The sequence below is a fragment of the Sphingobium cupriresistens LL01 genome (assembly GCF_001046645.1).
Lineage (GTDB): Bacteria > Pseudomonadota > Alphaproteobacteria > Sphingomonadales > Sphingomonadaceae > Sphingobium > Sphingobium cupriresistens.
The window spans coordinates 616,637-641,517 of record NZ_KQ130434.1; the positions used below are offsets into that span (position 1 = coordinate 616,637).

Below are 24,881 nucleotides of genomic sequence, written 5' to 3' on the forward strand. Positions count from 1 at the left end.
CCTACCGACCTCGACGATGGAGAGGGGCGCGTTGGCGCCTGATCGTAACAAAGGCTGACGATGTTGAATTTTGAAGAACTGGCCAAAGAAATCGATCAGTCGGGCCTGTTCGATCAAGACTGGTATGTGCGGAGCTTCCCTGATGCCAGCTTGCTGGACATCGGGCCGCTGGAGCATTTCGTACGTTTTGGCTTGCTGCTGAAGCGCGATCCTGGGCCGGGGTTCGACACGCATCATTATATGGACACCTACCCGGACGTGACCGCGGCCGGTATGCACGCGCTGGTCCATTATATCCGTTTTGGAAAGGGGGAGGGGCGTCAGCCGTTGCCGCCCATGGCCCAGCCGCCCTCCGGCGCGCCGACGGAAACGGCGCCTGACGGTGCCGGCTGGGTTTTGCGGCACGCGACCGACGCCTTCGGTTTGCGGGGATTGGAACCCGGCGCCCCGATGGCCGTCATCGCCAACATCGTCACCGCGCAGGACGGGGCGGCGATCGATCGCATTATCGGGCGCATGTCGTCGGACTTCGATCTTTTCCTGTTGGGGGGCACGAATCGTCTGGATGTGGGCGCGCTGCCGCCGTCGGTCCGTTCGTTGACCCTGCTGGGGGACGCTGATGAGACCGGCAATGCGCGGGGCTTCGCGCGACTGGCTGGATCGGGCGCGCTGGATGGCTATGCCGACGCTCTCTGGCTATCGCCGCAGGATGCAGCAGATCCGCTCTCTGATGAGGATATCGAGCGGCTGATCGCTCTTCATGGCGCCTTCAGCAGCGACGCTCAATGGGGCGTCGCCAGCGACCGCTTCATTTCCCTGAACAGCAACGATCCAGCGCAGAAATCCTTGGTGACGGCGCTCAATACCGCCTTGCCGCGGCTGGGCCTGTCGCTCGGCCAGGCGCCGTTGACCGTCCCGGCGGGATGGGGGCTGTGGTTCAAGCCATTTCTGTCGCGCATATTGGGCGGGACGGTGCGTCCGTTCGAAATGACGGCCGATGGCGCGGCCGGCAAGTTTCCCGGCCGCGCGACAGTGCTCGCCATGCTCGCCGCTGGCGCGCGGGAAGCCGCGCTGAACATACGCCCGGCTGCGCGCAGCCTGCCCGCCGCACCGGCGGACCGCATGGTCAAGGCAGTGGCTTTCTATCTGCCGCAATTCCATCCGATCCCCGAAAACAACACATGGTGGGGCAAGGGCTTTACCGAATGGTCGAACGTGGTACGCGGCCGCCCGCTGTTCCGCCATCATTATCAGCCCCGCGTACCGGCGGACCTGGGCTATTATGACCTGCGGCTGGAAGACACGCAGGTCGCGCAAGCCGACCTGGCCCGGCAGTTCGGCGTCCACGGCTTCTGTTTCTATTATTACTGGTTCAACGGCAAGAAGCTGCTGAACCACCCGATCGAGCAACTGGCGCGTTCGTCCCGGATCGATACCGGCTTCTGCGTCTGTTGGGCCAATGAGAACTGGTCGCGCAACTGGGACGGGCAGAATCGCCACGTCTTGATGGAGCAGCAATATTCGCTGGAAAGCAATATCGCCTTCATCCACGAAATGATCCCGATGATGAAGGATCCGCGCTGGATCCGCTATTGCGGCAAGCCGGTGCTGCTCGTCTATCGCATCTCGATCATTCCCAACTGGCTGGAAACCGCGCGGATATGGCGCGAGGAATGCCGCAAGGCGGGGTTGGGTGAAATTCATCTCTGCGCGGTCCGCTTCGGCCTGGAGACATTGGGCGGTCAGCCCCAGGATCATGGTCTGGACAGTTATGTGCTGTTCCCGCCGCACGAAGGCGTGCGTGTCGATCTGCGTGATCAGGTGGATGACTTGCACAGGAATTTCGGTGGCGAAATCTTCGATTACAACGCCGTGGCCGATGGCGACGTCGAAAAATATGCCGCGGGTTATGAATGGCCGGTCCATCGCGGGGCTATGCTGGGTTGGGACAATACCGCCCGCCGCTTGACCGATTCGCGCATCTTCCGCGGCGCGACGCCCTATGGGTTTCGGCGCTGGATGCACGGCATATTGGAGCAGGATAACCGCCACAATCCCGCGCCCGAAACGATGATGTTCATCAATGCCTGGAACGAGTGGGCGGAGGGCACCTATCTGGAGCCGGACGAGCGTTGGGGGCTGACCAACCTGGCCGCCTTCGCGTCCGCGGCGCAGGCCGTGCCGGGCCTGCGCCCCGTAACCCTGCCGCAGGGGGTGGCGGCCCAGCCCAAGTCGGAAAACCGGCTCGCCCACCTTGGCAGCCCGCTGCGCGGTCAGGCGGACATGCCGCGTGGGCCAGTCTGGTATCGCGGCTTCAAGGAGGCCGATCCGACCAAGCCGACCATCCTGCTGTGCGCACATATTTCGGGACACCAGCTCTTTGGTGGCGAACGCAGCCTGCTCGATGTGCTGGAAGCCTTGGCCAAAATGCCGGTGAACGTCGTCATGACCCTGCCGAGCGATAATAATCGCGATTATATCAAGCGTATCCAGAAGCTCTGCGCGGGCGCTTACGCCTTCCACTATCCGCAATGGATGGACAAACGCGCCGTCTACGCCTGGCTTGCCCTGGATTTTGCCGACATCATCGCGCGTCATGCGGTGGATATCGTGCATGCCAACACCATCGTCCTGTTGGAACCGATCGTCGCTGCGCGTCGCATGGGGCGGGTCGCCCTCACCCATGTTCGCGAACTGATTTCCCTCGACGAAGGGTTGCAGGAGCGGATGAAGCAGACCACAGGCGAGATCGTCAGCGCGTTGTTCGGCAATACCGACTGGCTGATCGGCAACAGCCGGGCCACTTGCGACCTGTTCGCGCGCGGCGACCGGACTCTCTATGTGCCCAACGCCATCACCGCCGACGATTTCGAGATGCGCAACGTCTTCGGCAACGGCATCAAGTTTGGCATCGTCAGTTCCAACATACCCAAAAAGGGGATTGCCGATTTCGTGGAAGTGGCACGGCTGGCGGCTGGTCGCACTAACCGTGCGAAGTTCGTGATCATTGGACCGCGCACGCCGCAGATTGATAGCTGGATGGAGGAGGTCGCGCGGGGTGAACGGCCCAACAACCTGGAATTCGCCGGCTATAAGGATAGTGCGCGCGCGGCGATGCTTGAACTGAACGTGCTGCTGAACCTGTCCACCTTCGCCGAATCCTTTGGTCGAACCGTGGCGGAAGCGATGGCGGCGAAGCGGCCGGTGATCGCCTATCGCTGGGGCGCGCTGCCCGAACTGGTTCAGCATGGTGAGACCGGTTATATGGTGCCGTTCCGCGACATCGTCGGCGTGGTCGATGCGGTGGTGGATCTGTGCGAGCATGACGACAAGATCGTGGCCATGGGCGAGAAGGGCCATGCTTTTATCACCAGCCAATTCTCCCAGGAGCGTTTGAGCGAGCATGTGACGTTGGCCTATGAGCGTATCTGCGGCCGGCCGATGGGTGCCGATTCGTCGGTTTCGGCCGACCAGCCTTTGCCGATCGCAGCGCAGACGACGGGCGCGGCCTTGCCCACGACGGTCATTATCCCAGTCTATAACGCGCCGGAAGAAGTGCGCGCTTGCATCACATCGGTGCTCAAACATACCGACCTGCGGCAAACCCAGATATTGGTGATCGATGACGGCAGCCCCGATCCCGCGATTGGTCCGCTGCTAGACGCTTTTGTCGGCACACCGGGGCTAACGATTCAGCGCTCGCCGCAAAATCTGGGCTATACCCGCACGATCAACATGGGCATCGCACAGGCTGAGGGGCGTGATGTCGTGCTGCTCAACAGCGACACGCTCGTCACGCCTAAATGGTTGGAAGGGCTGCGCGCCACGGCCTATAGCAGGCCGCAGGTTGGCACGGTTACGGCAATGGGCGACAATGCCGGCGCCTTCTCCTTCCCGATCTTCAACCAGAAATGCGACAAGCCCGCGCATCTGGGCCATGAGGAATATGCGCTGGCCATAGTGCAGGGCGCGTTCGCCAGCAGGCCGCCGGAAGTGCCGACCGGATCGGGCTTTTGCCTGTTCATCCGGCGCGCGATGATCGATCAGTGCGGCGCATTTGACGAGGAAGGATTTCCGCGCGGTTACGGGGAGGAGAATGATTTCTGCCTGCGCGGCATGAAGGCGGGCTGGGTCAATCTGATTTCCCCCTGGGCCTTCGTCTTCCATGTTCGCACCGCCAGCTTCAAGGGTGAGAAGGACAAACTGATCAAGGCGGGTGTCGATGTCGTGACGAAACGCTATCCAGACTATGCGCCAATGGTAAAGGCGGCCTTCTCCGCGCCCGATATGATAGCGTTGCGGGAGGCCACGGCGCGCGTGGTGAGCGATCTGACGGCGACATGAGGGAGCATCAGGCGACAGCCCTCATGCGATCTGCCAGTGTGAGCGTTCGAAAAGGCGAGTTCGGTGGATGCGGGCGCTTTGGCGCGGGGTTGATCGCGATTGTTCGGCAGCGTGGGCCAGGTGAGGCGAAAGCGCTTACCAGTGACTTCAGCAGGCAGGATATTGAGTTTCATTCCCGGTGGCGTAGCAACCAGACTTCACCCAGAGCCTTGGTGCCGCTGGATGCGGGAAGCGGAGCATTGGCGGAAACGAGCGTGTCTGCGTTCAGTCGCAACTGCATAGTCTTGCCCTGACGAGCAACAGGCAAAATGAAGACATCGCCGCGTTGATCGGGTGGGGCCAGATGCACTTCACCCAATAGGGTTCCTCCTCCCTTAAGTCTCAGCGACAGCCTCTCCAGCGGCTGGCTTGCGCAATGTGCCATCGGTTTTCTTCCCATGTGAAACCAGCCATTAGGACCCAGCATGGGGCCGTCGGATAGGCATTGCGCTTCCCTCGTCCATCCAGCACCGGAGTCGGCGTCAGGCGTCGCCAACGACCGGTCGATGCGTCGAATATGACATAAGCTGACGCAGTCGACAGTTTAGGGCTTCACGATCTTGTGAAGCTTGGCCGGCCAGCCGCCCTTGCGCTGTGGTTCCAGATGTTCGCGCCCGGCAACGATGACGCTACTGGCGCGCTCCTGATATTCGCCCGATTGCAGGATAGACCGTAATATTCCAGCCTTCGTCTCTCCCCGCTCCAACAAGGCCAGATGGTGGCTGAGGCCGGCGGGGTCGGCAGCGCGTCCCAATAGCTGATCATAGAAGGTGCGGACAAATGTATCATTGTCCAAGGCCAGCATATCACCGATCTGGATAACAGGTTTTCCGGGATGCACAGGAGCCAGAGGCGCCGGAACAGCAGGGGCTTTTTCCGCGACGGAAGGCGTTGGTGAACGCGACGGCGCGGTTTTCCTGCGCCGTCGCGAGTTGTTTTCCGGGGCGAGTAATTCCATGCCCTCTACCGATACGGCATCGCTGTTACGCTCAAACTCGCCCGATTTGAGGATGGAGCGCAAAATATCGGCCTTGGACGTGCCGCTGCCGAGTAATGCGATATGATGATCGAACCCTGCCGCATCCGCCTCGCGACCCAGCAGTCGGCGATAAAAGGCGTCGACAAAGTCGGCTGCATCAAGCGCCAGCAGATCGGCGATACGCACCACCGCTTTATGCGATGCGGCGGACACCTGTTGCGACGGAGCCGGCGGGGGGGCGATTACTGGCCATTGCGGCTGGACAGAAGGCGGCGGAGCGGCGTCGATAACCGCGCCCGGTTCATTTTTCGCGGCGGCTTCGTTTTTGATCTGAGGGAAACGCAAACCCTTTGGCCAGCGCGATTTGCGGAGCAGTTCCCGCCCGACAACGCTCACAGGGGTGCGGCGCTCGCGAAACTCTTCGGTTTCCAGAAAGGCTTCGATGATCTGAGCCTTGGTGGTGCCGCTGTTCAGCAAGGCGATATGATGTTCGAGGCCCGACGGATCCACCGGACGACCCAGCAATTGCCGGTAGGCGGCTTGGACAAACGCATCGCTATCCAACTGCAATAGGTCGGCGATCCGCACGACGGCCCCGTCGCTGCGCAGGCCAAGCGCGCTGTCCGCTGCATATTCCGAAGATGTGCTGGTGAAAGCGCTTGTAGCGCCGTGCAGCGCGTCGGCGGCTTCGATGCGGCCGACGAGCCGGTCGTGGAGGTCCGGACTCTTGGCCAGTTCCATCGCGAAATCGAACAGACCCTTCGACCACTGATCCCAGTTGCCGCCGCTTTTTTCCTCAACCTTCGACTGTTCGGCGCTGATCGCCTTGCCGATGAGGGCGGGCACGTCCCGGTTGTCGGTGAAGAGGAATATGCCGCTGGTCGCGCCAAATGTCGCCAGAATTTCCCGCGTCGGTGCGATGTCGCGCGCGATCACGGGCTTGCCGAGGGCCAGGGCGTTCATGATCGACAGGCCAAAACCTTCATAATAGGAGGGCAGGACGACCGCGCTGCTGCGGGCGAACAGGTCGTTCATCTGTTCGTCAGGCAGGGTGCCGGCCTGCACCGTCCGCGCATTCCCATCGACCCTGCTGTCACCGCCCAATATGGTGATGGCGAGATTGGGATGCGCCTGGGCGATGAGCGCGCCTATCTCTTGCGATGCCTTGTGCGGGAAATGATTGCCCATCACCAGCACATGGTCTCGCGCCCGATCGACCTTTTGATAGCGTCCGGCATAGGCTGCGAGCTTGGTCGGCAGCAACCGGGTGTAGGCAGGCACGGTGAATTGACGGGGGAACCGATTGCGGAAGGTCGTCTCGGAAAAGCGGCTATTGAAGAACAGGCCGTTGGCGTGGCGAGCGACATAGGCCCACAGCGCGTCAAGGCCGTTTTCGGCGCGCATGTGGCTGCAATCCAGCGCGATGACGTCGAGCATACCGTATAGCGTAACCGGCGCCAGATGCTCCATCGTGCGCACGGTTTGCAGATCGAAAGGCTGGCCGGGCATGATCGCGACGGCGTAGATGGGATCGCATTCGCGGCGCTGTTTGATCCGCTGCATCTTGTCGATGCCGTGGAAGCGCGCGATCGATGGTTCGCAAATGGCGTGAATTTCCACGTCATTCGGCGCCGCGCGCTCGCACCAGCGGATGAAGTTCATCATATGGTCGGTGGTGCCATTATGGTGGCGGCCGAAGGTGAGCAGGTTGATGGCGATCTTCAGCTTGCCGTCGACATTGGGTACCAGCTGCCGGAGCTTTAATTCGGCTCGATAGCCGGCCGACGCTTCATAGGATCGGACCAGCGGCAGGAATTCAGGATGCCGGGCGGCGATTTTCTGCAAATTGCCTTCGCGCTGCCCTTTCAGATCGATATCGCGCAGCAGGAAGGATGCGGAGCCGGCATGATAGGCATAGGCGTGATTGGCCATGACTGCGCGAAAGCCGACCTTGCCGGCGCGCATCACCAGGTCGTTTTCTTCCTCATAGCCGACACCGAATGCTTCATCGAGGGGCGCGAAATTGGCGACCACGGATGGCGCGATAAGCATGTAGAAACCGACCGCCGTCGGCGCCCAACTGTAACGCGGCAGGAAGGATTGGACCGACCGCCAGGCGGCATAGCAAGCGTCTGGCATGACGAAGACGCCGGACATGGCGTGCGGCGACTGGGGGAAGGTGGAAATGGAGGCGTTGTTGGAGCGAGGGCAGACGAAGCCGATCTGCGGGTCCGCCTGCAGCACCGCCAGCATTTCCGCCAGCGTGTTCTTGTAGGTCAGCGTGTCGCTGTTGACCAGCAAGGCGGCCGCGGCCCGATCCTGGGCCAGGGCGAGGCCCTTGTTGACGCTCTTGACGAAGCCGACATTTTCCTGGTTCGTCACGAGTTCGTGGATCAGGCCGCGTTTTGCATATTTTGCCAGCAGCGCGGCGACGACCTGATCATCGGGAGAGTCGTTGATGACGATGACGCGAGGCGCATGGTCCGCCACTTCAGCGACATGGGCATTCAATGAATCCAGACATGCTTCAACAAGATCGGCGTTGCGATAGACCGGGATGATGATGTCGAGATTCATGAACGATCCTTGGCAGGCATCTGGGTAGGCGAATCAGGCATTTCGTGTTGCCGCCTTTCAGCGGGCGATCTTGGCGCGTTCCACCAATGGCCGCCACCAATTCTCGTTACTCAGATACCAGCGCAGCGTTTCCGCAAAGCCCTGCGGGAAATCGCGGGCGGGTTCATAGCCGAGTTCGCCGCGAATCTTGCTTTCATCGATCGCGTACCGCCGATCATGTCCTTTGCGATCCTCCACATAGGTCATGAGATCGACCGACGATCCGCCGCGTGCGGCGGGAGCGTCGGGGAAGGTGGCCGCCAATGCGGGATTTTCGGCGAAGGCTGCGTCAACCCCACGACAGATTTCACGCACGACTTCGATATTGGGCAATTCCTGGCCACCACCGACATTGTAGGTTTCGCCAATCCGGCCCTTGCGCAGGATCAGTTCGATACCGACGCAATGATCCTCGACATGCAGCCAGTCGCGGACATTGAGGCCGTCGCCATAGATGGGCAGATTCCGGCCCGACAGCGCGTTGAGCGTGAACAGGGGAATCAGCTTTTCGGGAAACTGATAGGGGCCGTAATTATTCGAGCAATTGCTGGTCGTCGTTTCCAGCCCATAAGTGTGGTGATAGGCGCGAACGAGATGATCCGATCCGGCTTTGGATGCGGAATAGGGCGAGTTGGGCGAATAGGGCGTGGTTTCGCTGAACGCGGGATCGTCCATTTCCAGCGACCCATAGACTTCGTCGGTCGAAACATGGTGGAAGCGGTGAGGGCGGCCGCTGCCCTTGTCCAACCAGGCGATCTTGGCGGCCTTCAGCAGGCTGTGTGTGCCCACGACGTTGGTGGTGACGAATGCATCCGGACCTGTGATCGACCGATCGACATGGCTCTCCGCGGCAAAATGGACCACAGTGTCAATGGCATGGTCATCCATCAGGCGCGACACGAGCGCGGTGTCGCAAATGTCGCCCTCGACCAGTTCTACCCCGTCCAGCCCCGCGATATTGGCAGGGTTGCCCGCATAGGTCAGGACATCCAGAACGATGATATTGTCCTGCGGCGCAACCTTGCGCCAATGATGCACGAAATTCGCGCCGATAAAACCTGCGCCGCCCGTTACAATCAGATTTGCCATCGTACTATTCATGCTCCCTGCACAAAATCTTTGCCGAATCGTTCGGGCCGGCTTCAGTCGATTACTCTTCTTTTCCCGCCTCGGTCGAGGGTTTAGCTTCCGCTCTCCAAGTCCGCTTTGCCGCCACCGTTACACCGTCGTCCAGGCATTCACGATGCTCGCTGCGATGGCCAGCGCCATCATGATCGCGGATGGCGGAAAGACGGTGTTGGGTCGAGAAGAAATTAGGCTGCTTGGACCGCAGACGGAAAATGGCCGATCAGCGTCTATCGCGTCAAGCCGGGATCGGTGATCGTCGCCGCCATGCGCCGGAATAGCGCTGCAGATCGGATAATCCATAGCGCGGGCAGCGCGATTGCTCTCAGCATTGGCCGTCATCCGTTCGTCATTGCCGCATAGGCGCCTCAGCCGATGCTTCAATACAGCCCCAAAGCGATAAGGCCTGCGCCCAGCATACGCCTGTCCTTGCTCTCGCCGAAGGTTGCGGGCGATTTCGGTTCGTTGCATTGCAGGTAGAGGATGACGTCGCCGTGGCCGATCGCGACAGACGGCAGGCGCAGGCGGATCGTCTGTGGAACCGCGCGCACATCGTAGCGGCCGAGAAACACACCGTTCGCTGTGATATGCACCTCCAATGGATCGCTGTCTGATGGCAGGAACGCCTGGAGGTTGAGGAACATATCGACATATCCCCCCCGGTAGTCCTGAATATGGAAGCGGATCGCATGCTGCTGATCGCGACCCCAGACGCCCCACCCTTCCATATTCCACCAACCGGACGCCAAAAAGCGACCGAAAGCCTCGGCCGTTTCGGTCGTGACGACGATACCCTTGGTCAAAACGGGGAAACCGCTGGCCGACCACAGAGCGGCGTCCGTTGTCACGGCATCCCGTTTGAAGCCGATGAGCAGCGCCATTTCGGTTTCGAGCCGCGCGATCCGCGCCTCCATCGCCGCCAAGCGATCTTCGCTGCCACGGGATTCCTCATGAGCTATGGTGTCGTCCAATCCGATCCGGCCTCATTCTTGTCGCGGGGAACGCGCGTCGCAAGACACGTTATCAACCGCGCGCCACACTTTCGATATAGTCCTTCCGATCCTCGATGCGATCCTTGGTCGTGTCGAGAAAACGAAGCGCCGCATCGTCATGGACATCATTTCGATCGGCCTGTCGAAAATATACACGGTCGAAGCGCTTGAATTTTTCGGGATGATCGACCCTCGTCGCCATAGCGGCCATGATCAAGAAATACGTAATGGATATGACGCTCCATTCTTCATGATGGCGAAGATCGTGATTGTCGTCATCAGTCTGTCTGTGGTTTTCTGGACATTGGCTGGTCGTCTGATATGGCCGAAGGTCCCGGCTTTTCGTTATAAGATCATGATCCGACTGCGCTTTTGCAATGGCCCGATCACCCGCCGTTCCCATCTATCATGGGGCGGCGGGCTACAACAAATCACGACCCTGTACAACCTAAGGTGTCAAGCGGGATTGAGGACATCAATCCGGGTGGCGTCAAGCGCGTCGATTTCTGCAGCGTCGTGGGTCACGTAGAGAATGGGTATGCCGGTTCGCCGCGGTATGTCCCGTATCAGTCCGAGCAGACCGGCCTTGCGCCTGTCGTCCAGCGACGACAAAGGTTCATCCATCAGCAGGATCTGCGGACCGGACAGCAGGGCGCGGCCGATCGCAACGCGCTGCGCTTCGCCGCCTGACAAAGTGATGGGCCAGCGGTCGAGAAGGCCATCCAGGCCCAGCAGATCGATCACCGTCGAAAGGGAGGCCGGTCCCTCACCCCTGCGGCCGTAGAGCAGATTGGCGCGGACACGCAGATGGGGGAACAGCCGAGTATCCTGAAATACATAGCCGCATCCGCGCAATTTGGATGGTATGTCGATAGCCTGCCGATGATCAAACAATAATGTCCCGTCGATGCGGATATGTCCTTCGTCGGGGCGTATCAGTCCCGCGACCATATGCAATATCGTCGTCTTGCCGATTCCCGACGGACCGAACAGGGCGCTGATGCCTGTATCGGTCCGCATCGTGACGCCAATGATCCGCCCTCCTACCCGGCGTCGCACGTCAATATCGATCAACATGGCTCCGCTTTCCCCTCGTCATGCGGCGCGCCAGCAGTTCCGCAGCTACCAGGGCGGATAGCGAAAGCGCCAATGATATCAGGGCCAGTCGCGTGACCAGTCCTTCGCCGCCGGGTGTTTGCATGGCGGCGTGGATGGCGATGGGCAAGGTCTGCGTTTCGCCCGGAATGTTGGAAACAAAGGTGATGGTCGCGCCGAATTCTCCCATGCAACGCGCAAATCCAAGAATGGCGCCCGCCAGCAGGCCGGGCATGGCGAGCGGCAGAGAAATCGTCCAGAAGGTGCGTATGCGCCCGGCACCCAATGTGTGGGCGGCTTGCTCCAACCGCCTGTCGATCGCCTCGATAGAGAGGCGGATCGCGCGCACCATCAGCGGCATGGCCATGATGGCGGCCGCCAGCGCCGCGCCGGTCCATCGGAACAGGATGGTGACACCGAACCATGTGTGGAGCCACTGGCCGATCGGTCCCTGAGCGCCGAACAGCAGCAGCAGCAGCCATCCTGTCACGACCGGCGGCACAACCAGCGGAAGGTGCACCAGCGCGTCGAGCAGCAATTTGCCTGGAAAGCGCCATCGCGCCAATATCCAGGCCAAGGTGAAGGCGAACGGCAACATCGCGGTCGTAGCGACCAGGCTGATCCGCAGCGAAAGGCCGATGATGGTCCATTCTTCCGGGGTGAAAGTGGACATCAGGACCGGCCGATCTCAGGTGAGGTCGCAATCATGGACCATCGAAGCCGGAAAGTGATTATCGCGCGGGCCATGTCGGCTCCGTCTTAGGACCGATCAGCGTGGCGGCAAGTCGATTTTCGATGCCATGCTCAGGATGGGATCAAGTGATATCGCCAGAATCATCATTGGCCAGCATTGCCCGGCGGCGTGGCAGTCGCTAGCGCACTATCCTACCATCGGCATGACGGGAAACGGGACTGGAATGAAGCAACTGATCGCATTCGACCTGGACGGCACGCTGGCCGAGAGCAAGCAGCCGTTGGGCGAGGCCATGGGCGAAGCGCTGGCGGACCTGCTCGGCGTAGCGCATGTGGCGGTGATCTCCGGCGGCGACTGGCCACAGTTCGAAAAGCAGGTGGCAAGCCGCCTGCCGGCGCATGCAGACCGATCGCGCCTATGGCTGATGCCAACAACTGGTACGAAGCTGTACGTCTATGCGGACGGCGATTGGTCGCCCGTCTATGCCGAACTGTTCGATGCGGCGCAGAAGGCGGCGATATTGAAAGCCTTTGACGCGGCGTTGGAGGCTACTGGCTTTGTTCCCGAACAGACCTGGGGCGAACGGATCGAGGACCGAGGGAGCCAAATCACTTTTTCCGCGCTGGGCCAGCAAGCGCCGATCCACGCCAAGGAAGGTTGGGATCCCGATTTCGCCAAGCGCAGGATCATTCAGGCGGACTTGCAGCAGCGCCTGCCCGGCCTGTCCATCAATATGGGTGGCGCCACGTCGATCGACGTCACGCGCGAGGGGGTGGACAAGGCCTATGGCCTGAAGAAATTGCGGGATGCCAGCAGCATTGCGCTCGACGCGATGATGTTCATCGGCGACGCCATTTTTCCCGGCGGCAATGATTATCCGGCCCAGCAATTGGGTCTGGACACGGTGCGAGTGCGCGATCCGCAGGAAACGCTGGCGGTGATCGCGGCGATCGTCGCCTGTCAGAAACAGGGCGTCAGGGCGCGGTGAAGCCGTAGCGGGCGAGTACTGCCTTGCCTGTTCTTGACAGCAGGAAGCGGCGGAAGGCTTCGGCGTCACGATGGCGACTACCCGTCAGGCGGGCCAGCGGATAGCGGATCTGGGCATGGCTACCGATGGGAAAGGCGCCGACGACACGGATTGCGCGCGATGCGCGGGCATCGGTGGCGTAGACGATACCCAGCGGCGCTTCTCCACGTTCGACAAGCGCCAGTGCTGCACGGACATTTTCTCCTCGCGCGATCTTGTTGGCTACCGACCGCCAGACGCCCAATGTGGTCAGAGCCGCCTTGCCATATTTACCCGCCGGAACACTGTCGGGATCGGCCATGGCAAGGCGCGAATCGCCCAGCACGCGGGCGATCGGCATATTCTTGCCGATGCGCAGCCGCACTGGCCGATTGGCCGGAGCGATGAGCACCAGCCGATTGCCCGCGATATTGGCGCGCGTGCTCCGCACGACGAAGCCGGCGCGCTCCACATCGGTCATCCAGTCTTCGTCGGCGGACAGGAACAGGTCCGCCGGCGCGCCCGCCTTGATCTGTCGGGCAAGCGCGGACGAGCCGGCGAAGGACAGGACAGGGCGGGCGTGACCCTGCGCCGCCCATGCGCCTGCCGCTGCCGTCATCGCTTCTTGAAGGCTGGCTGCAGCCAGCACCAGTGGTCCGCGTTCGCCGGGCGCCGCATGGGCCAGCGGCGCGATGATCATGGTCAGGATGGCGGTCAAGCGAAAGAACAGGCGTGTCATTCGTCCTGTCTGCCTCCTGGCGACCGACGATGCAACCAACCGACGAGATGCTTTTGTTCCGCGCAGCGATCGGCTAGGCACCGACGCATGATGGCGCGTTTCGCCTTTTCCCGCCGTTTGCCTGCGGAACGCTCCTGAAGATGGCGGTCATTCGAAGCCAATGCGGCCAATGCGGCGTGGGTTGCGGCATTCGTGCGATGGTGCGCGACAATCGGGATGTACGGATCGAAGGGGATCGGATGCATCCCGCCAATGGCGGGCTGCTATGCGCCCATGGACGGGCGCTGGATCAGTCCGCGACGCTTGATGGTCGCTTGCTTCATCCGTCGGTAAACGGGCGATTGGTGGGTTGGGACCGAGCTATCGCGCATGTTGCGCGACGCCTGACCGACATCATGACGCGCTACGGGCCGGGCAGCATCGCATTTCATGTGTCGGGCGGGCTGCTGACCGAAGATTATTATGTCGTCAACAAGATGATGAAGGGCTTTCTGGGGGGCGCCCATATTCACACGTTCTGGACCGGAGAGGGCGGCTTGGGCGCGTTGCAGCGCGCCGCTTTCGGCGAGGATGTCATGCCCGCCGCCGTCGAGGATATCGAGCGTACCGACACGCTGTTGCTGTTGGGCGGGCGGACGGGGCGGGACTATCCCGTGCTGCTGGATCGGGCGATGGCGGCACGGCAGGCGCATGGTATGCATATGACTCTGCTAACCGATGATGATGCAGGCGCCTCGGTGGATGCCGATCTGCGCCTGCGCGTCAATCCCGGAAGTCTCGATCGGCTGCTCACGGGCGCGCTGCTTCATTGCCGCGCCGTTGGCGCGATCGACCAAGCGTTTATCGATCGGCACGTCAGGTTGCCGCTCAACATTTGGCGCGATATGGCGCAAGGGCACGACATCTGGTCGATTGCGCGCGCCTGCGGTTTGCCGCCCGCGACGATCCGTGCCTTCTATGAGCAGATGGCGTCGACGGGTCGGCTGGTGACGCTATTTGGCGATCGCTGTGGTGTCCGGGCCGCCGCTGCCGTTCTCAATCTCCATCTGGCGACGGGGCGTATCGCTCGGCCGGGCGCTACGCCGTTCCCGCTTGCCGACGGCGCCAATGGCATGGGCGCGCGGGAGGTTGGATGCTTCGGGCAGAGCCTGGCTGGGCATCGTGCTTTTACGCCCGATGCCTGTGCCGATGTTGGGCGCTTTTGGAGCGCGCGCCATCTTGCCGAGGGTCCAGGGTTGGACGGTGCGGCGTTGATCGACGCCATGCACGACGGACGAATAAAGGCATTGTGGAGCATTGGCCCGAATGCGCAGGCGTCGTCGTGGCTGCGTGAGGCGCGAGCCGCCGTTCCCCTTGCGATATGCAGCGTCGATCGGACGGACGGCGTGGAGGATTTCGACATCCTGTTGCCGGCCCCGACCTGGATCGAAAAGGACGGCACATCGACCGGGAGCGACCGGCTGATCAGTCGCCAGCGATGCCTGCTCCCGCTACCGGGCGATGTGCGGCCGGACTGGTGGATAGTGACGAAGGTCGCGCAAGCGATGGGTTGGCGCGACGCCTTTCATTATGAGCGTCCTGCCGACATTTATCGCGAACATGGGCGGCTGACCGCCTATCGCAATGACGGTCAGTGGCTGCTCAACCTCAAGCGCCACGCAGCCATTTCCAATCCTGCCTATGACGAACTGACGCCATGGCGTTGGGGCGATGTTCCCTTCGACGGTGGCCATTTCCCGACCCCGGACGGACGCGCCCGCCTGCTCTGGCCGTTGGATCAGAACTGGGCGGCGATCGCCTGAAGATGGGCCAGCAAGGTGTCGCCATTGGCCGTCCAGGTGAAGCGCAGCGCCGCTTCGCGCACATTTTTTGCGGCGGGCGGGGCGTCCAGTATCGCACGAACCGCTTCGGCGATCGCTTCGGGTTCGCGCGCGACGATCCGGCCCGCTTCGGCCCGGTCCAGCAATTCGCGCGCGCCGCCGACGTCGGTGATGACGATCGGCGTGCCGCAAGCGAGGGATTCAACCCAGGCGTTGGCCAGCCCCTCCGATTCGGACGGCAGCACCATCACATCGGCGGCGGTGTAGATGCGGGGCAATTTGTGATGCGGCACCGATCCCAGGAAGCCGATGCGCCGTTCGACTCCCAATTCCTGCGCGAGGTTTTCGAGCGTGCGGCGGAACGCGCCCTGTCCAGCGAGCAACAGGGTCACGTCCGGTAGCATGGGCAACGCCCGCACCAGCAAATCCTGCCCCTTGCGCGGGATCAGCGCACCAACGCACAGCAGGACCGGGCCGCTGAAATCCAGCGCAGCCTTGGCGGCATCCCGATCACCCATTTCGAACGTATCGAGATCTACGCCGGTATAATGGACGCGAATCTTTTCGGCATCGATCCCCATCCGGGCCATCGACCGGCGCATCGCGTCAGACACGGCGAGCAGGCCCGCCGCGCCTTCAGCCGCTTGCAGAACCATCTTGCGGGTGCCGCTTTGCGTGCCCCAATAATGGATGTCGGCACCGCGGGCCTTGACCGAATAGGGGATGCCGAGCGCTTTCGACAGGCGCTGCGCCACCGGACCGTCAGGGAAGAAGAAACTGGCGTCTATCACATCGAACGGCTTTTCCGCGTGCAGTCGCCTGACCAGCGGCAGGATGGCGCGGGTCATGGCGCCGACATTGGTGCGACCGCCGAATTTGGGAATGATGGAGAAGGTCGGCCGATAGACCGTGAGTTCACGCCAGCGTTCCTTGCGCGGTAGCGCGCGCAGGGGGGCATAGCGGGCCGCGAGCGACAGCGGCCAGGGCGGCAGGCCGACTGGCGCGATCACGGTGACGTCGGCTTCGGGGCGGCTGGCGAGTTCGCGCGCCTGCCGTTCCACGAACACGCCAAAATTAGGCCGGCTGATGTCGGGAAAGAGGGTCGATAGCATGAGGACGTTGAGCGCCATGGCCTCTCTTTCGCAGAATAATGTTTAGCGCACGGTTAAGCAGCCTCGTGCCGCCTTGGCTAGAGGCGTCGGACGAGTTGCACCGCCACCGCGGCCCATGGCGGATCGGTCAGCACCAACTGGCGCGCGCCAGCACCCAGCGGGAGAAGTTGCAGGCGGTCGCCTTCCCGGCCGATCAGCCGACCGAACAGGAAACGGCCGGCTGGCCGGGGGAATAATATGTCGCGATTGAGTGCTGCGGAAAACTCTTCTGGCGCGATGCGGCGGCACCAGATCGCGTCCCCGCTGCGATAATCGCCGATGCTGGCGCTGACATGCACCCCAACCATTCCGTCGGAGGCGATTGGGGACGGAAAGGCGAGCGGCCGGGTCGGCGCGCGCGCGCCGTCGGGGCCGAGCAAGGCGGCGACCGCTATGTCGGCCTGTCCCGGCAGCGCCACCAGTTCGGCGGTCGTGACGCCCAATGCCAGCGCGATCCGGTTGAGCCATTTGACCGATACGGTGCGCGTGCCTGTTTCCAGTCGTCCGATCGTCTGGGCGGTGGTCGGTGGATCGCACAGCGCGCCAACCTGTTCCAGCGTAAGCGCCTTCGCCTTGCGGACCTCGCGGATGCGGGTAATCATCTGCACCTCGAAATAGAACCTATTTGGTTTTCTCTTTCCTACAAACTATCCCACATGGCAAGGCTTTCCGTATCGATTCCCGTCAGGCAGGAGAGGCAGATGGCCGCCACCCATATCGAGCAGATGATCGAAGACCCCGAAGGACAAACCCAGGCCGTGCTGGTGCATGTCGGCGAATCGCCCCTCGCCTGGCTGCATGCGCGGGGGTTGTTGAGCGAGCGCCACTATTTGGCCGGCGATATGCTGCGCCGTGATTGGGAAAGGGCTGGATTGGGTGCGCGGGTCACCATGCGTTGGGATGCCGCGCCACGCAGCGCCAATAGCGGGGGAGGGGCGGGCGATCCCACTCTGGCGCAATTGTCGGCGCGCGAACGGTTCCACGGTGCGATCGCGGCGGCCGGGCCTGGCCTGGCCGACATATTGTGGCGTGTCGCCTGTGCGGGCGAGGGGCTGGTTGCTGCCGAAAAAGCGCTCGGCTGGCCCAGTCGGGCAGGCAAGCTGGTTCTGACGCTGGCGCTCGACAGGGTGGCCGGATGGTATCGCGTGTCGTGATGCGACGCCGACACTGATCCGCGGCCCATGCGACTCTGTCAGGCGATCATGCCCGCGCCCAATAGCAAAAGCAGTTTCACATCCATCGCATAGCCCTGTTCTCGCCAGAGGGCGATCTGGTCTGGCAGGGTGGCGATCTGCACGCGATGGACGTGGATGTCTTCACCGTCCACCCCGCCGCCTTCGCCGGTCTTCTCCAGGCCGCGCGCGCGGAACAGGGTAAAGCTTTCCGACACCATCCCAGGGGAGCTGTAATATTGCCCAAGCGATTCGAGACGGTCTGGGCGGAAGCCGGTTTCCTCCTCCAATTCGCGCGCCGCCGCGATACTGGCCTCTTCGCCTTCCTCATGATCGCCGACCAGGCCGGCGGGCAATTCGATGCAACGGCGACCCAGAGGCACGCGATATTGATCGACCAGCAGGACATGCGGGCCGTCGTCCGCCTCGTCGATCGCCAGAATGACGGCAGCGTGAATGCCGCGTGCCCGCCCGACATATTCCCACTTGCCGCGCCTCTTAGCAGTGATGAAGCGCCCCGCCCACATCACTTCTTCGGGCGCGCTGTGGTCGGGGTCGGTCATAATTCGATCAGCCTGTCGGGCAATTCGTTGATGTCGTCATCGGCGCGCGGGAAGTGGCCGGCAAGCACGACGCCGACCTGCCGCACCGCCTCGGCCAGACCCTCGCCCGCATGACCGGCGCGGATCGCCTCTATGAGCGCGGCCATCGCATCGCCCCAGGCTTCGCCCGACACCTTTTCGTTGATCGCGCGATCGGCGACGATTTCGGCGCGATGCTCATCGAGCGACAGATATATAAGCACGCCGGTGCGCCCATGCGTGCGCGCTTCGGCGGCGGTGCGGAACAGCAAGATGGCGCGCCGCCGCACCCGCCGCGCCTTGGTCGCGCGCGGGGTCATGACCATGCGGAGCGGCATGATCGCCAACAGATAGCGCACGACCAGGAATTTGAGGGTGAGGATGCCAAGTAACCCCGTCAGCAGCTTCCAGTCGGCCAGTTCATGTTCCCAGTCGAGCAGCAGCGCGGACAGGAAGGCGCGTAGAGGCGCGGGGAAGGCGGCCATCACCGCCAGCGCGATGAATATGGTCGCTGCTGCCCAGCTCAGGCCGACGTCATGATAGCTGTCGGATCGCCGCGCGACGATGGTCATGATTTCGCCCGACGTATGCGCTTCCGCGCTCGCCACGGCGGCCGAAACAAGGTCATGGTCGGCTTTAGTCAAATGAAGCTGCATCACCAGTCCCCCGATGCGCCGCCGCCGCCGAAGCTGCCGCCGCCCGAAAAGCCGCCACCGCCGTCGCCGCCGCTCCAACCGGAGCCACCGCCTGATCCCCAGCCTGAATTGCCCGCACTTGGCCCCCAGAGAATGATGGGCGCGCTTCCGCCGCCGCGAGCATAACGCTTCCCGCCGCGAGCGCGCGACAGGAGGGGAAGGGCGACGAAGAAGATGATGAACAATATGATCCAGAAGCCGATGATCGCGCCGCCCTCGTCATCCTGTTTTCGGGCATCCGCCTCGGCGGCGGCGGCGCGCGCCTTGGCCTGATCCGGTGGCAGGGCCAGCAGGCCAGAGATCTGATCGACCCCTGCATCGATACCGCCCGGCATGTCCCCAGCCTTGAAACGCGGGGCGATGGCGTTGCGAACGATCTGCGAGGACAGCGCGTCGGTCAGCACGCCCTCCAGGCCATAGCCGACCTCGATCCGTATCTTGCGCTCGGCCGGCGCGACGATCAGCAGCGCGCCGTTGCTGTCCTTGTCGCCGATGCCCCAGGCGCGACCCAGGCGATAGCCATAGTCGGCTATGTCATAGCCCTGAAGATCGGGAATCGTCGCCACGACGAGCGAGCGGCCGCTCGCCTTTTTCTGCGCGATCAGTTTCTGACTGAGCGCCTGTTCCTGCGCCGGGTCGAGCAGGTTCGCGGCATCGACCACGCCCTTGTCATCGAAGGTGGGAAAGCTCTGCGCCCACGCCGCCGGCGCGAGCGCCAGCAGCGTGAGGATCAGGACCAGGCGGCGAAGCATCCGATCAGTTGCCGAAGTCGACCTTCGGCGCCTCCTCCGCGCCCGGCGTAGTGGCCTGGAACGGGGTCATGGGCTTCGCGCCATGGATCAGCTTGGCGCCGATCGCGTCGGGGAAGGTGCGGATGCGGGTATTATAGGCCTGCACCGCGCCATTATAGTCGCGAATGGCTACGGCGATGCGGTTTTCCGTGCCTTCCAACTGGGACTGAAGTTGCAGGAAATTCTCGTTGGTCTTCAACTCAGGATAAGCCTCGACCGTGGCCAGCAGACGTCCCAATCCCTGGCTCAACTGCGCTTGGGCCGCCTGGAATTGCGCGACCTTGGCTGGGTCGGACAGATCGTCGGCGCTCACCTGCACCGACGACGCCTTGGCGCGGGCTTCGGTGACGGCGGTCAGCGTCGCCTGTTCCTGCTTGCCCGCCGCCTTCACCGTCGCGACGAGATTGCCGGTTAGATTGGCGCGGCGCTGATATTGCGCCTGGACGTCGGCCCATTTGGCCTTCGCCTCTTCTTCGGCGGTGGGAACGCTGTTGATGCCGCAGGCGGACAGGGCAAGCGCCCCGAACAGCGGCAGCAGAATTTTAGAGAAGCGGCGCAGGAGCGTCATGGAACATCCTCGGCTTTTTGTTTCGCTTGTGGAAATAGGGCGTTGTCCTTAACGGCGCAACGGGCCATCCTGATATTATCATATATAAGGCAAGGAGTTCCCGATGGGGCTGATTTCCGAATTCAAGACCTTCATCAACCGCGGCAATGTGATGGATCTGGCCGTCGGTGTGATTATCGGCGGCGCCTTCGCCACCATCACCAAGTCGCTGACCGACGATCTCATCATGCCGGTGGTCGGCTATATCTTCGGCGGCGCCGACTTTTCGGGCTATTTCGTGCGGCTGGGCGAATTGCCCGCAGGCTTCAAGGGCAATCCCGAAAGCTATACCGACCTGAAAGCGGCGGGCGTCGCGATGTTCGGCTGGGGGCAGTTCCTGACCGTGCTGGTCAATTTCATCATCCTGGCTTTCATCATTTTCCTGCTGGTCAAGGCGATGAACAAGCTGACGACCAAGCCGGAGCCGGAAGCCGCCGCACCCGCGCCGACGCCGGAGGATGTCCTGTTGCTGCGCGAAATCCGGGATTCGCTTAAAAAATAATCGTTTTTGCGACGAAACGAGGCGTCTATGGGAACCATCGCGTCGGCGGCCGGTTGATCGGCGTCAGGGTTTCAGGTGGCTTCGCACCATCTGTACCTGTGCCGAATGACGTCAGCCCCTGGGGGCGCAAACAGGAGAACACGCCGTGAAAACTTTCGTCACAGTCCTTGGCCTTGCCAGCCTTGTCGCGCTCGCCGCGTGCGATTCCGCGAAGGAAAATAAGGTCGAGAATGCTTACGAGAATCAGGCGGACGCACTCGACAACCAGGCCGACAACATGGAAGCCATGGCCGACAATCTGACCGGCAATGCCGAAAGCGCGGCTGAAAATGCTGCCGACGCGCTGGAGAACAAGGCCGACGCCACCCGCGAAGCGGGCGACAAGGCTGAGGATGCCGTAGAAAAGCAGCAATAAGCAGCAGGTCTAGATTATCCGATTTTTGCGATTTCCGTGTTGTCAGATGGTATCATCCGATTGGAAATCAATCTAGCCGAGCCGACAAGGGCGTCGCGTCTGTGCGCGACGCCCTTTTTGCGCGTAATCCTTGCGCGTTTCGTTGCCCCTTTAACGCCCCTTTAACCACGCCCCGCCATGGTGCCCGTGCGCGCATCCGTGGGGCCGATTGGGAATGGACGAACTACTTCAGGAATTCATATCCGAGACCCAGGAAACGCTGGAGGCTCTCGCAGGCGAAGTGGTCGCCTGGGAAGCCGACCCATCGGACCGGGACCGGCTGGATGCCATTTTCCGCTTTTTCCACACGGTAAAGGGCAGCTGCGGCTTCCTGAATCTGCCGCGTTTCGAGCGATTGAGCCACGCGGCCGAGGATGTGCTGTCCGAAATTCGCGCGGGTAAGCGCGGGGCGGACCCTGCGACTGTCAGCGCCGTGCTGGGCATCATGGACCGGATCGGCGAACTGACCGAGGCGGTGGCCATCGGGGCGGCCCTGCCCAGCGAGAATGACGATTTTCTGATCGGCGCTCTGAGCATTTCGTCCGCCGATGTCGCTGAACCGGCGGTCCAGGCGGTGGCCGCCTCGGTCGCGGTGGCTCGCCAGGGCGGAGTGCAATCGGGGCCGCGGACGATCCGCCTGCCGCTCAGCCTGATCGATCAATTGATGAACGGCGTGTCGGACATGGTGCTGGCGCGCAATGAATTGTCGCGCAAGCTGCGCGAACGATCCGCCGATCCTGAATTGGACAATGTGTTCGAACGCCTGTCGACCTGCGTGGCCGACATGCGCGATGTGATATCCAAAACGCGGATGCAGCGGGTGGATCGCCTGTTCGCCGCCATTCCGCGCATGGTGCGCGATCTTGGCCGCGATCTTGGCAAGCGCATCGACCTGACGTTGGAAGGCGGCGATGTCGAAATGGACCGCGAGATGGTGGAGATGGTCGTCGACCCGCTCACCCATATCGTGCGCAACAGCATCGATCATGGCATCGAGACGCCGGAAAAGCGCCGCGCCGCCGGCAAGCCGGACGCTGGCCGATTGCGGCTGGAGGCGCGCCAGTCGGGCAACCAGATCGTCATCGCGATCGCCGACGACGGGGCGGGCATCGATACGGCGCGTCTGGTGGACAAGGCGATCGCCGCAGGCCGGTTGACCCCGGAGGCGGCCAAGCGTCTGTCCGAAGAGGACAGGCTCGACCTCATTTTCCAGGCTGGCCTGTCGACCGCCAATCAGGTGACTGCGATTTCAGGCCGCGGCGTCGGCATGGATGTGGTGCGCGCCAATGTGGAGCGTATCGGCGGGGTTATCGCGCTCGACAATCATCCGGGGCAGGGGCTGTGCATCACGCTGCGCGTGCCGTTGACCCTGACCATCATTCCGGGGCTCATCGTCCGGGCCGGCGGCCAGCATTTTGCGATTCCGCGTTCGGCCGTGGTCGAAATCCTGCACGACAATAATGAGACGCTGTACATCAGCGAAGTCGGCGGCGCGAAGATCGCGACGATCCGTGCGATCCGTCATTCGATGGTCGATCTGGAGGATGTGCTGGGCATGGAAAAGCCGGTGCAGCAGGGACCGCGCGCCATCATGGTGGTGCGATCGGCAACCGGCGTGCCCTTCGCCATGGGCGTATCGGCGGTCGACAATCATGAGGAACTGGTGATTCGCCCGGCTTCTCCGCTGGTGATGGCTACGGGGGTCTATGCTGGCATGACTCTGCCCGACAATGGCAAGCCGATGCTGTTGCTCGACGCGGCGGGTCTGGCCAATGCGGCGCGCCTGCCCAACATTATCGATGATCGCGCGGCGCGGCAGCAGGGTCAGGAAGCGGACGCACAAGCCGGCGTCGAAATGGTCGCGGCGCTGCGTTTCGAGGAGTTGTCGGGCGAACGCCGCCTATTAAAATTATCGTTGATCGAACGGGTGGAAGATATCGACGCGGGCCTGTTTGGCCGGTCGGGTGGCCGCGCCTTCGTGCGGCTCGACGAGCGATTGGTGCCCGTCGCCAACGGCCTGTCGCAGTTCGATCGGGCCAAGGTGTCCGCGCTGCGTTTACGCGACGATCGGCGAGAGGCTTGCTATCCGGTGGCGGCCGTACTGGACATCGTCCAGATGCCGGCCGTCCCCGACATGGTGGCGATGCATGGTATGTTGAGCGGTGTCGCCGTGGTCGATGGCGAGCATCTGGAAGTCATCAATCCGTTCGCGCTTTTCGCCGGACTTCCCGAAGAAGCGCTGGTCGAACGTGCGCGGGGACGGTGCGTGCTGGCCGACAGCGGCGATGGCTGGACGCGCGAGATATTGGCACCCTTGCTGCGCCAGGCGGGGCATGAGGTGGTTTTGGGCCTGCCCGGCGACTGCGCCGTCGATCCTGACGACGTGGTGCTATGTACGGAAGCGGACGCCGCGCAGGCGGCGGAAATCATGGGATGCCGTGTCGTGCATCTGCGCGCCTCGCCTCGTCCGACCGGGCCACAGGACGGCAGTATTTATCGCTATGACCAAGATGCGCTGATGGCGGCGATCGCCGGTCGGCGGGCATAAGGAACGCGGCCATGGATCAGCTCTATCTTCTCGCGACGCTGGCCGACACGCGAATTGCGGTCGAAACCGGCGAGGTCGAGGCGGTCGTTCGCCTGACCGACATATCCCCCGTCCCCGGCATGGGCGCGCATGTGGCCGGCCTGTCCGCGCTGCGGAGCCGGGTGCTCACTATCATCGATGTCGCTGCGCTGATCCATGGTCGGGCGACGCCGGCGGCGCGGCGCGGCCTGGCCATCATCGCCAATATCAGCGGCCACAGCTATGGCCTGATGGTGGATGGCGTGTCCGATATCTGTCGCGTGCCGGAAGGGGAACTGCCGTTGCGCGGTCAACTCGATCCGGCTTGGGCGCCCTATGCCCGCGCCCTGGTTGAACATGATGGCCATCCCTGGCTCCTGGTGTCGTTGGCTGCGTTCATCGAGGGCGGGGCGCTCGCGCAGGCGGCGTAAAATATGCCCGGCTCGTTTACCAAATACTTGGCTTTGCCGGTTAAGCCCGCTGAAACGGGACGCAAAAACCTAAGGGACGCTTCATGAAGAATTGCCTGGTCGTCGACGATTCAAAGGTCATCCGCAAGGTTGCCCGTCATATTCTGGAATCCTTGGACCTGACGGTCAGCGAGGCGGTGGACGGGCAGGACGCGCTCACCCAGTGCGAAGCCTCTCCGCCCGATGTGGTGCTGCTCGACTGGAACATGCCAATCATGAGCGGAATGGAATTCCTGCAGGCGCTTTCCACCGCCAAAATGGCGGCGCGACCCAAGATCATCTTCTGCACCACGGAAAACGGGATCAGCCATATCAAGGCGGCGGTCGAGGCCGGCGCCGACGAATATGTCATGAAGCCGTTCGATCGGGAGACATTGGAAAGCAAGCTGGCGATCGTCGGGGTGATCTAGCGGCGCCTGCCCGCTGACCCATGAGTGCCCGAT

General features: G+C 62.4%; 24 protein-coding genes. 9 read left to right on the forward strand and 15 right to left on the reverse strand.

Features of this window, described 5'->3' with window-relative positions; all coding sequences use genetic code 11:
* Positions 1 to 60: 60 nt before the first annotated feature.
* Positions 61 to 4,344: a glycoside hydrolase family 99-like domain-containing protein gene (locus tag V473_RS03005; protein WP_066600412.1), complete on the forward strand. Its 4,284-nt coding sequence runs from the start codon at positions 61 to 63 to the stop codon at positions 4,342 to 4,344.
* A 169-nt stretch (positions 4,345 to 4,513) separates the two neighbouring features.
* Here the strand turns inward: V473_RS03005 and V473_RS24285 are convergent, their stop codons facing one another.
* The 8 genes from V473_RS24285 to modB form a co-directional block, all read right to left on the reverse strand.
* The gene (locus V473_RS24285; RefSeq protein ID WP_148648315.1) at positions 4,514 to 4,702 is read right to left on the reverse strand and encodes a hypothetical protein; all 189 of its coding nucleotides are present in this window, start codon (positions 4,700 to 4,702) and stop codon (positions 4,514 to 4,516) included.
* Between the two features lie 225 nt (positions 4,703 to 4,927).
* The gene (locus V473_RS03010) at positions 4,928 to 7,939 is read right to left on the reverse strand and encodes a DUF4214 domain-containing protein (protein WP_066600414.1); all 3,012 of its coding nucleotides are present in this window, start codon (positions 7,937 to 7,939) and stop codon (positions 4,928 to 4,930) included.
* A gap of 57 nt (positions 7,940 to 7,996) precedes the next feature.
* On the reverse strand, positions 7,997 to 9,067 hold the full coding sequence (gene rfbB / locus V473_RS03015; RefSeq protein ID WP_066600420.1) for a dTDP-glucose 4,6-dehydratase: 1,071 nt from the start codon (positions 9,065 to 9,067) through the stop codon (positions 7,997 to 7,999).
* Between the two features lie 129 nt (positions 9,068 to 9,196).
* The gene (locus tag V473_RS03020) at positions 9,197 to 9,445 is read right to left on the reverse strand and encodes a hypothetical protein (protein ID WP_148648316.1); all 249 of its coding nucleotides are present in this window, start codon (positions 9,443 to 9,445) and stop codon (positions 9,197 to 9,199) included.
* 38 nt (positions 9,446 to 9,483) lie between these two features.
* Positions 9,484 to 10,026: a hypothetical protein gene (locus V473_RS03025; RefSeq protein WP_148648317.1), complete on the reverse strand. Its 543-nt coding sequence runs from the start codon at positions 10,024 to 10,026 to the stop codon at positions 9,484 to 9,486.
* Positions 10,027 to 10,126: 100 nt separating this feature from the next.
* Entirely contained in the window at positions 10,127 to 10,498 is a 372-nt protein-coding gene (locus V473_RS23425) for a hypothetical protein (protein ID WP_148648318.1), read from the reverse strand.
* 53 nt (positions 10,499 to 10,551) lie between these two features.
* Positions 10,552 to 11,172 (reverse strand): ATP-binding cassette domain-containing protein, encoded by a 621-nt coding sequence (locus tag V473_RS03035; protein ID WP_066600434.1) that lies wholly within the window; start codon positions 11,170 to 11,172, stop codon positions 10,552 to 10,554.
* Positions 11,156 to 11,863: a molybdate ABC transporter permease subunit gene (modB, locus tag V473_RS03040; RefSeq protein ID WP_066600436.1), complete on the reverse strand. Its 708-nt coding sequence runs from the start codon at positions 11,861 to 11,863 to the stop codon at positions 11,156 to 11,158. Before modB ends, V473_RS03035 begins: the two co-directional genes overlap by 17 nt.
* Before the next feature lie 244 nt (positions 11,864 to 12,107).
* Here modB and V473_RS03045 point away from each other — a divergent pair, with 244 nt between their 5' ends.
* Complete coding sequence (locus V473_RS03045; protein WP_066600438.1) at positions 12,108 to 12,872, forward strand: HAD-IIB family hydrolase; 765 nt, start codon at positions 12,108 to 12,110, stop codon at positions 12,870 to 12,872.
* On the opposite strand, the gene modA is transcribed toward V473_RS03045, so the two are convergent.
* Entirely contained in the window at positions 12,859 to 13,590 is a 732-nt protein-coding gene (gene modA, locus V473_RS03050; RefSeq protein WP_408021500.1) for a molybdate ABC transporter substrate-binding protein, read from the reverse strand. The two genes, V473_RS03045 and modA, sit on opposite strands and share 14 nt — an antisense overlap.
* A gap of 179 nt (positions 13,591 to 13,769) precedes the next feature.
* On the opposite strand from modA, the gene V473_RS03055 reads away from it, so the two are divergent.
* Entirely contained in the window at positions 13,770 to 15,431 is a 1,662-nt protein-coding gene (locus V473_RS03055) for a molybdopterin oxidoreductase family protein (RefSeq protein WP_066600448.1), read from the forward strand.
* Here V473_RS03055 and V473_RS03060 read toward each other — a convergent pair.
* Both V473_RS03060 and V473_RS03065 read right to left on the reverse strand, forming a co-directional pair.
* Entirely contained in the window at positions 15,407 to 16,579 is a 1,173-nt protein-coding gene (locus tag V473_RS03060; RefSeq protein ID WP_066600451.1) for a glycosyltransferase, read from the reverse strand. The two genes, V473_RS03055 and V473_RS03060, sit on opposite strands and share 25 nt — an antisense overlap.
* Before the next feature lie 59 nt (positions 16,580 to 16,638).
* Positions 16,639 to 17,202 (reverse strand): helix-turn-helix domain-containing protein, encoded by a 564-nt coding sequence (locus tag V473_RS03065; RefSeq protein WP_066600454.1) that lies wholly within the window; start codon positions 17,200 to 17,202, stop codon positions 16,639 to 16,641.
* 99 nt (positions 17,203 to 17,301) lie between these two features.
* Between V473_RS03065 and V473_RS03070 the strand changes: the two genes are divergently transcribed.
* A complete protein-coding gene (locus V473_RS03070; protein WP_066600456.1) occupies positions 17,302 to 17,754 on the forward strand; it encodes a DUF6456 domain-containing protein in 453 nt (150 codons plus the stop codon).
* A 38-nt stretch (positions 17,755 to 17,792) separates the two neighbouring features.
* Here V473_RS03070 and V473_RS03075 read toward each other — a convergent pair whose 3' ends face one another.
* From V473_RS03075 to V473_RS03090, 4 genes are read right to left on the reverse strand one after another with little or no spacing between them, the layout of a single operon-like run.
* On the reverse strand, positions 17,793 to 18,335 hold the full coding sequence (locus tag V473_RS03075) for an NUDIX hydrolase (protein ID WP_066600459.1): 543 nt from the start codon (positions 18,333 to 18,335) through the stop codon (positions 17,793 to 17,795).
* Positions 18,332 to 19,009, reverse strand: coding sequence for a TPM domain-containing protein (locus tag V473_RS03080; RefSeq protein ID WP_066600461.1), 678 nt, complete (start codon positions 19,007 to 19,009; stop codon positions 18,332 to 18,334). The genes V473_RS03075 and V473_RS03080 overlap by 4 nt, the downstream gene beginning before the upstream one ends.
* Positions 19,009 to 19,800, reverse strand: coding sequence for a TPM domain-containing protein (locus V473_RS03085; protein WP_066600463.1), 792 nt, complete (start codon positions 19,798 to 19,800; stop codon positions 19,009 to 19,011). The genes V473_RS03080 and V473_RS03085 overlap by 1 nt, the downstream gene beginning before the upstream one ends.
* Positions 19,801 to 19,804: 4 nt before the next feature.
* Positions 19,805 to 20,407 carry a LemA family protein gene (locus V473_RS03090; RefSeq protein ID WP_066600465.1) on the reverse strand — a complete coding sequence of 201 codons (603 nt, stop codon included), beginning with the start codon at positions 20,405 to 20,407 and terminating at the stop codon, positions 19,805 to 19,807.
* A gap of 103 nt (positions 20,408 to 20,510) precedes the next feature.
* Here V473_RS03090 and mscL point away from each other — a divergent pair, with 103 nt between their 5' ends.
* The 5 genes from mscL to V473_RS03115 all read left to right on the forward strand — a co-directional run bounded on the left by mscL (position 20,511) and on the right by V473_RS03115 (position 24,848).
* Positions 20,511 to 20,948, forward strand: a complete 438-nt coding sequence (gene mscL / locus V473_RS03095) for a large conductance mechanosensitive channel protein MscL (protein ID WP_066600467.1) — start codon at positions 20,511 to 20,513, stop codon at positions 20,946 to 20,948.
* Positions 20,949 to 21,093: 145 nt separating this feature from the next.
* Positions 21,094 to 21,363 (forward strand): hypothetical protein, encoded by a 270-nt coding sequence (locus V473_RS03100; protein WP_066600470.1) that lies wholly within the window; start codon positions 21,094 to 21,096, stop codon positions 21,361 to 21,363.
* A 214-nt stretch (positions 21,364 to 21,577) separates the two neighbouring features.
* Positions 21,578 to 23,950, forward strand: coding sequence for a chemotaxis protein CheA (locus V473_RS03105; RefSeq protein WP_066600472.1), 2,373 nt, complete (start codon positions 21,578 to 21,580; stop codon positions 23,948 to 23,950).
* 11 nt (positions 23,951 to 23,961) lie between these two features.
* A complete protein-coding gene (locus V473_RS03110) occupies positions 23,962 to 24,399 on the forward strand; it encodes a chemotaxis protein CheW (protein ID WP_066600474.1) in 438 nt (145 codons plus the stop codon).
* A gap of 83 nt (positions 24,400 to 24,482) precedes the next feature.
* Positions 24,483 to 24,848: a response regulator gene (locus tag V473_RS03115; RefSeq protein ID WP_066600476.1), complete on the forward strand. Its 366-nt coding sequence runs from the start codon at positions 24,483 to 24,485 to the stop codon at positions 24,846 to 24,848.
* Positions 24,849 to 24,881 lie beyond the last annotated feature (33 nt).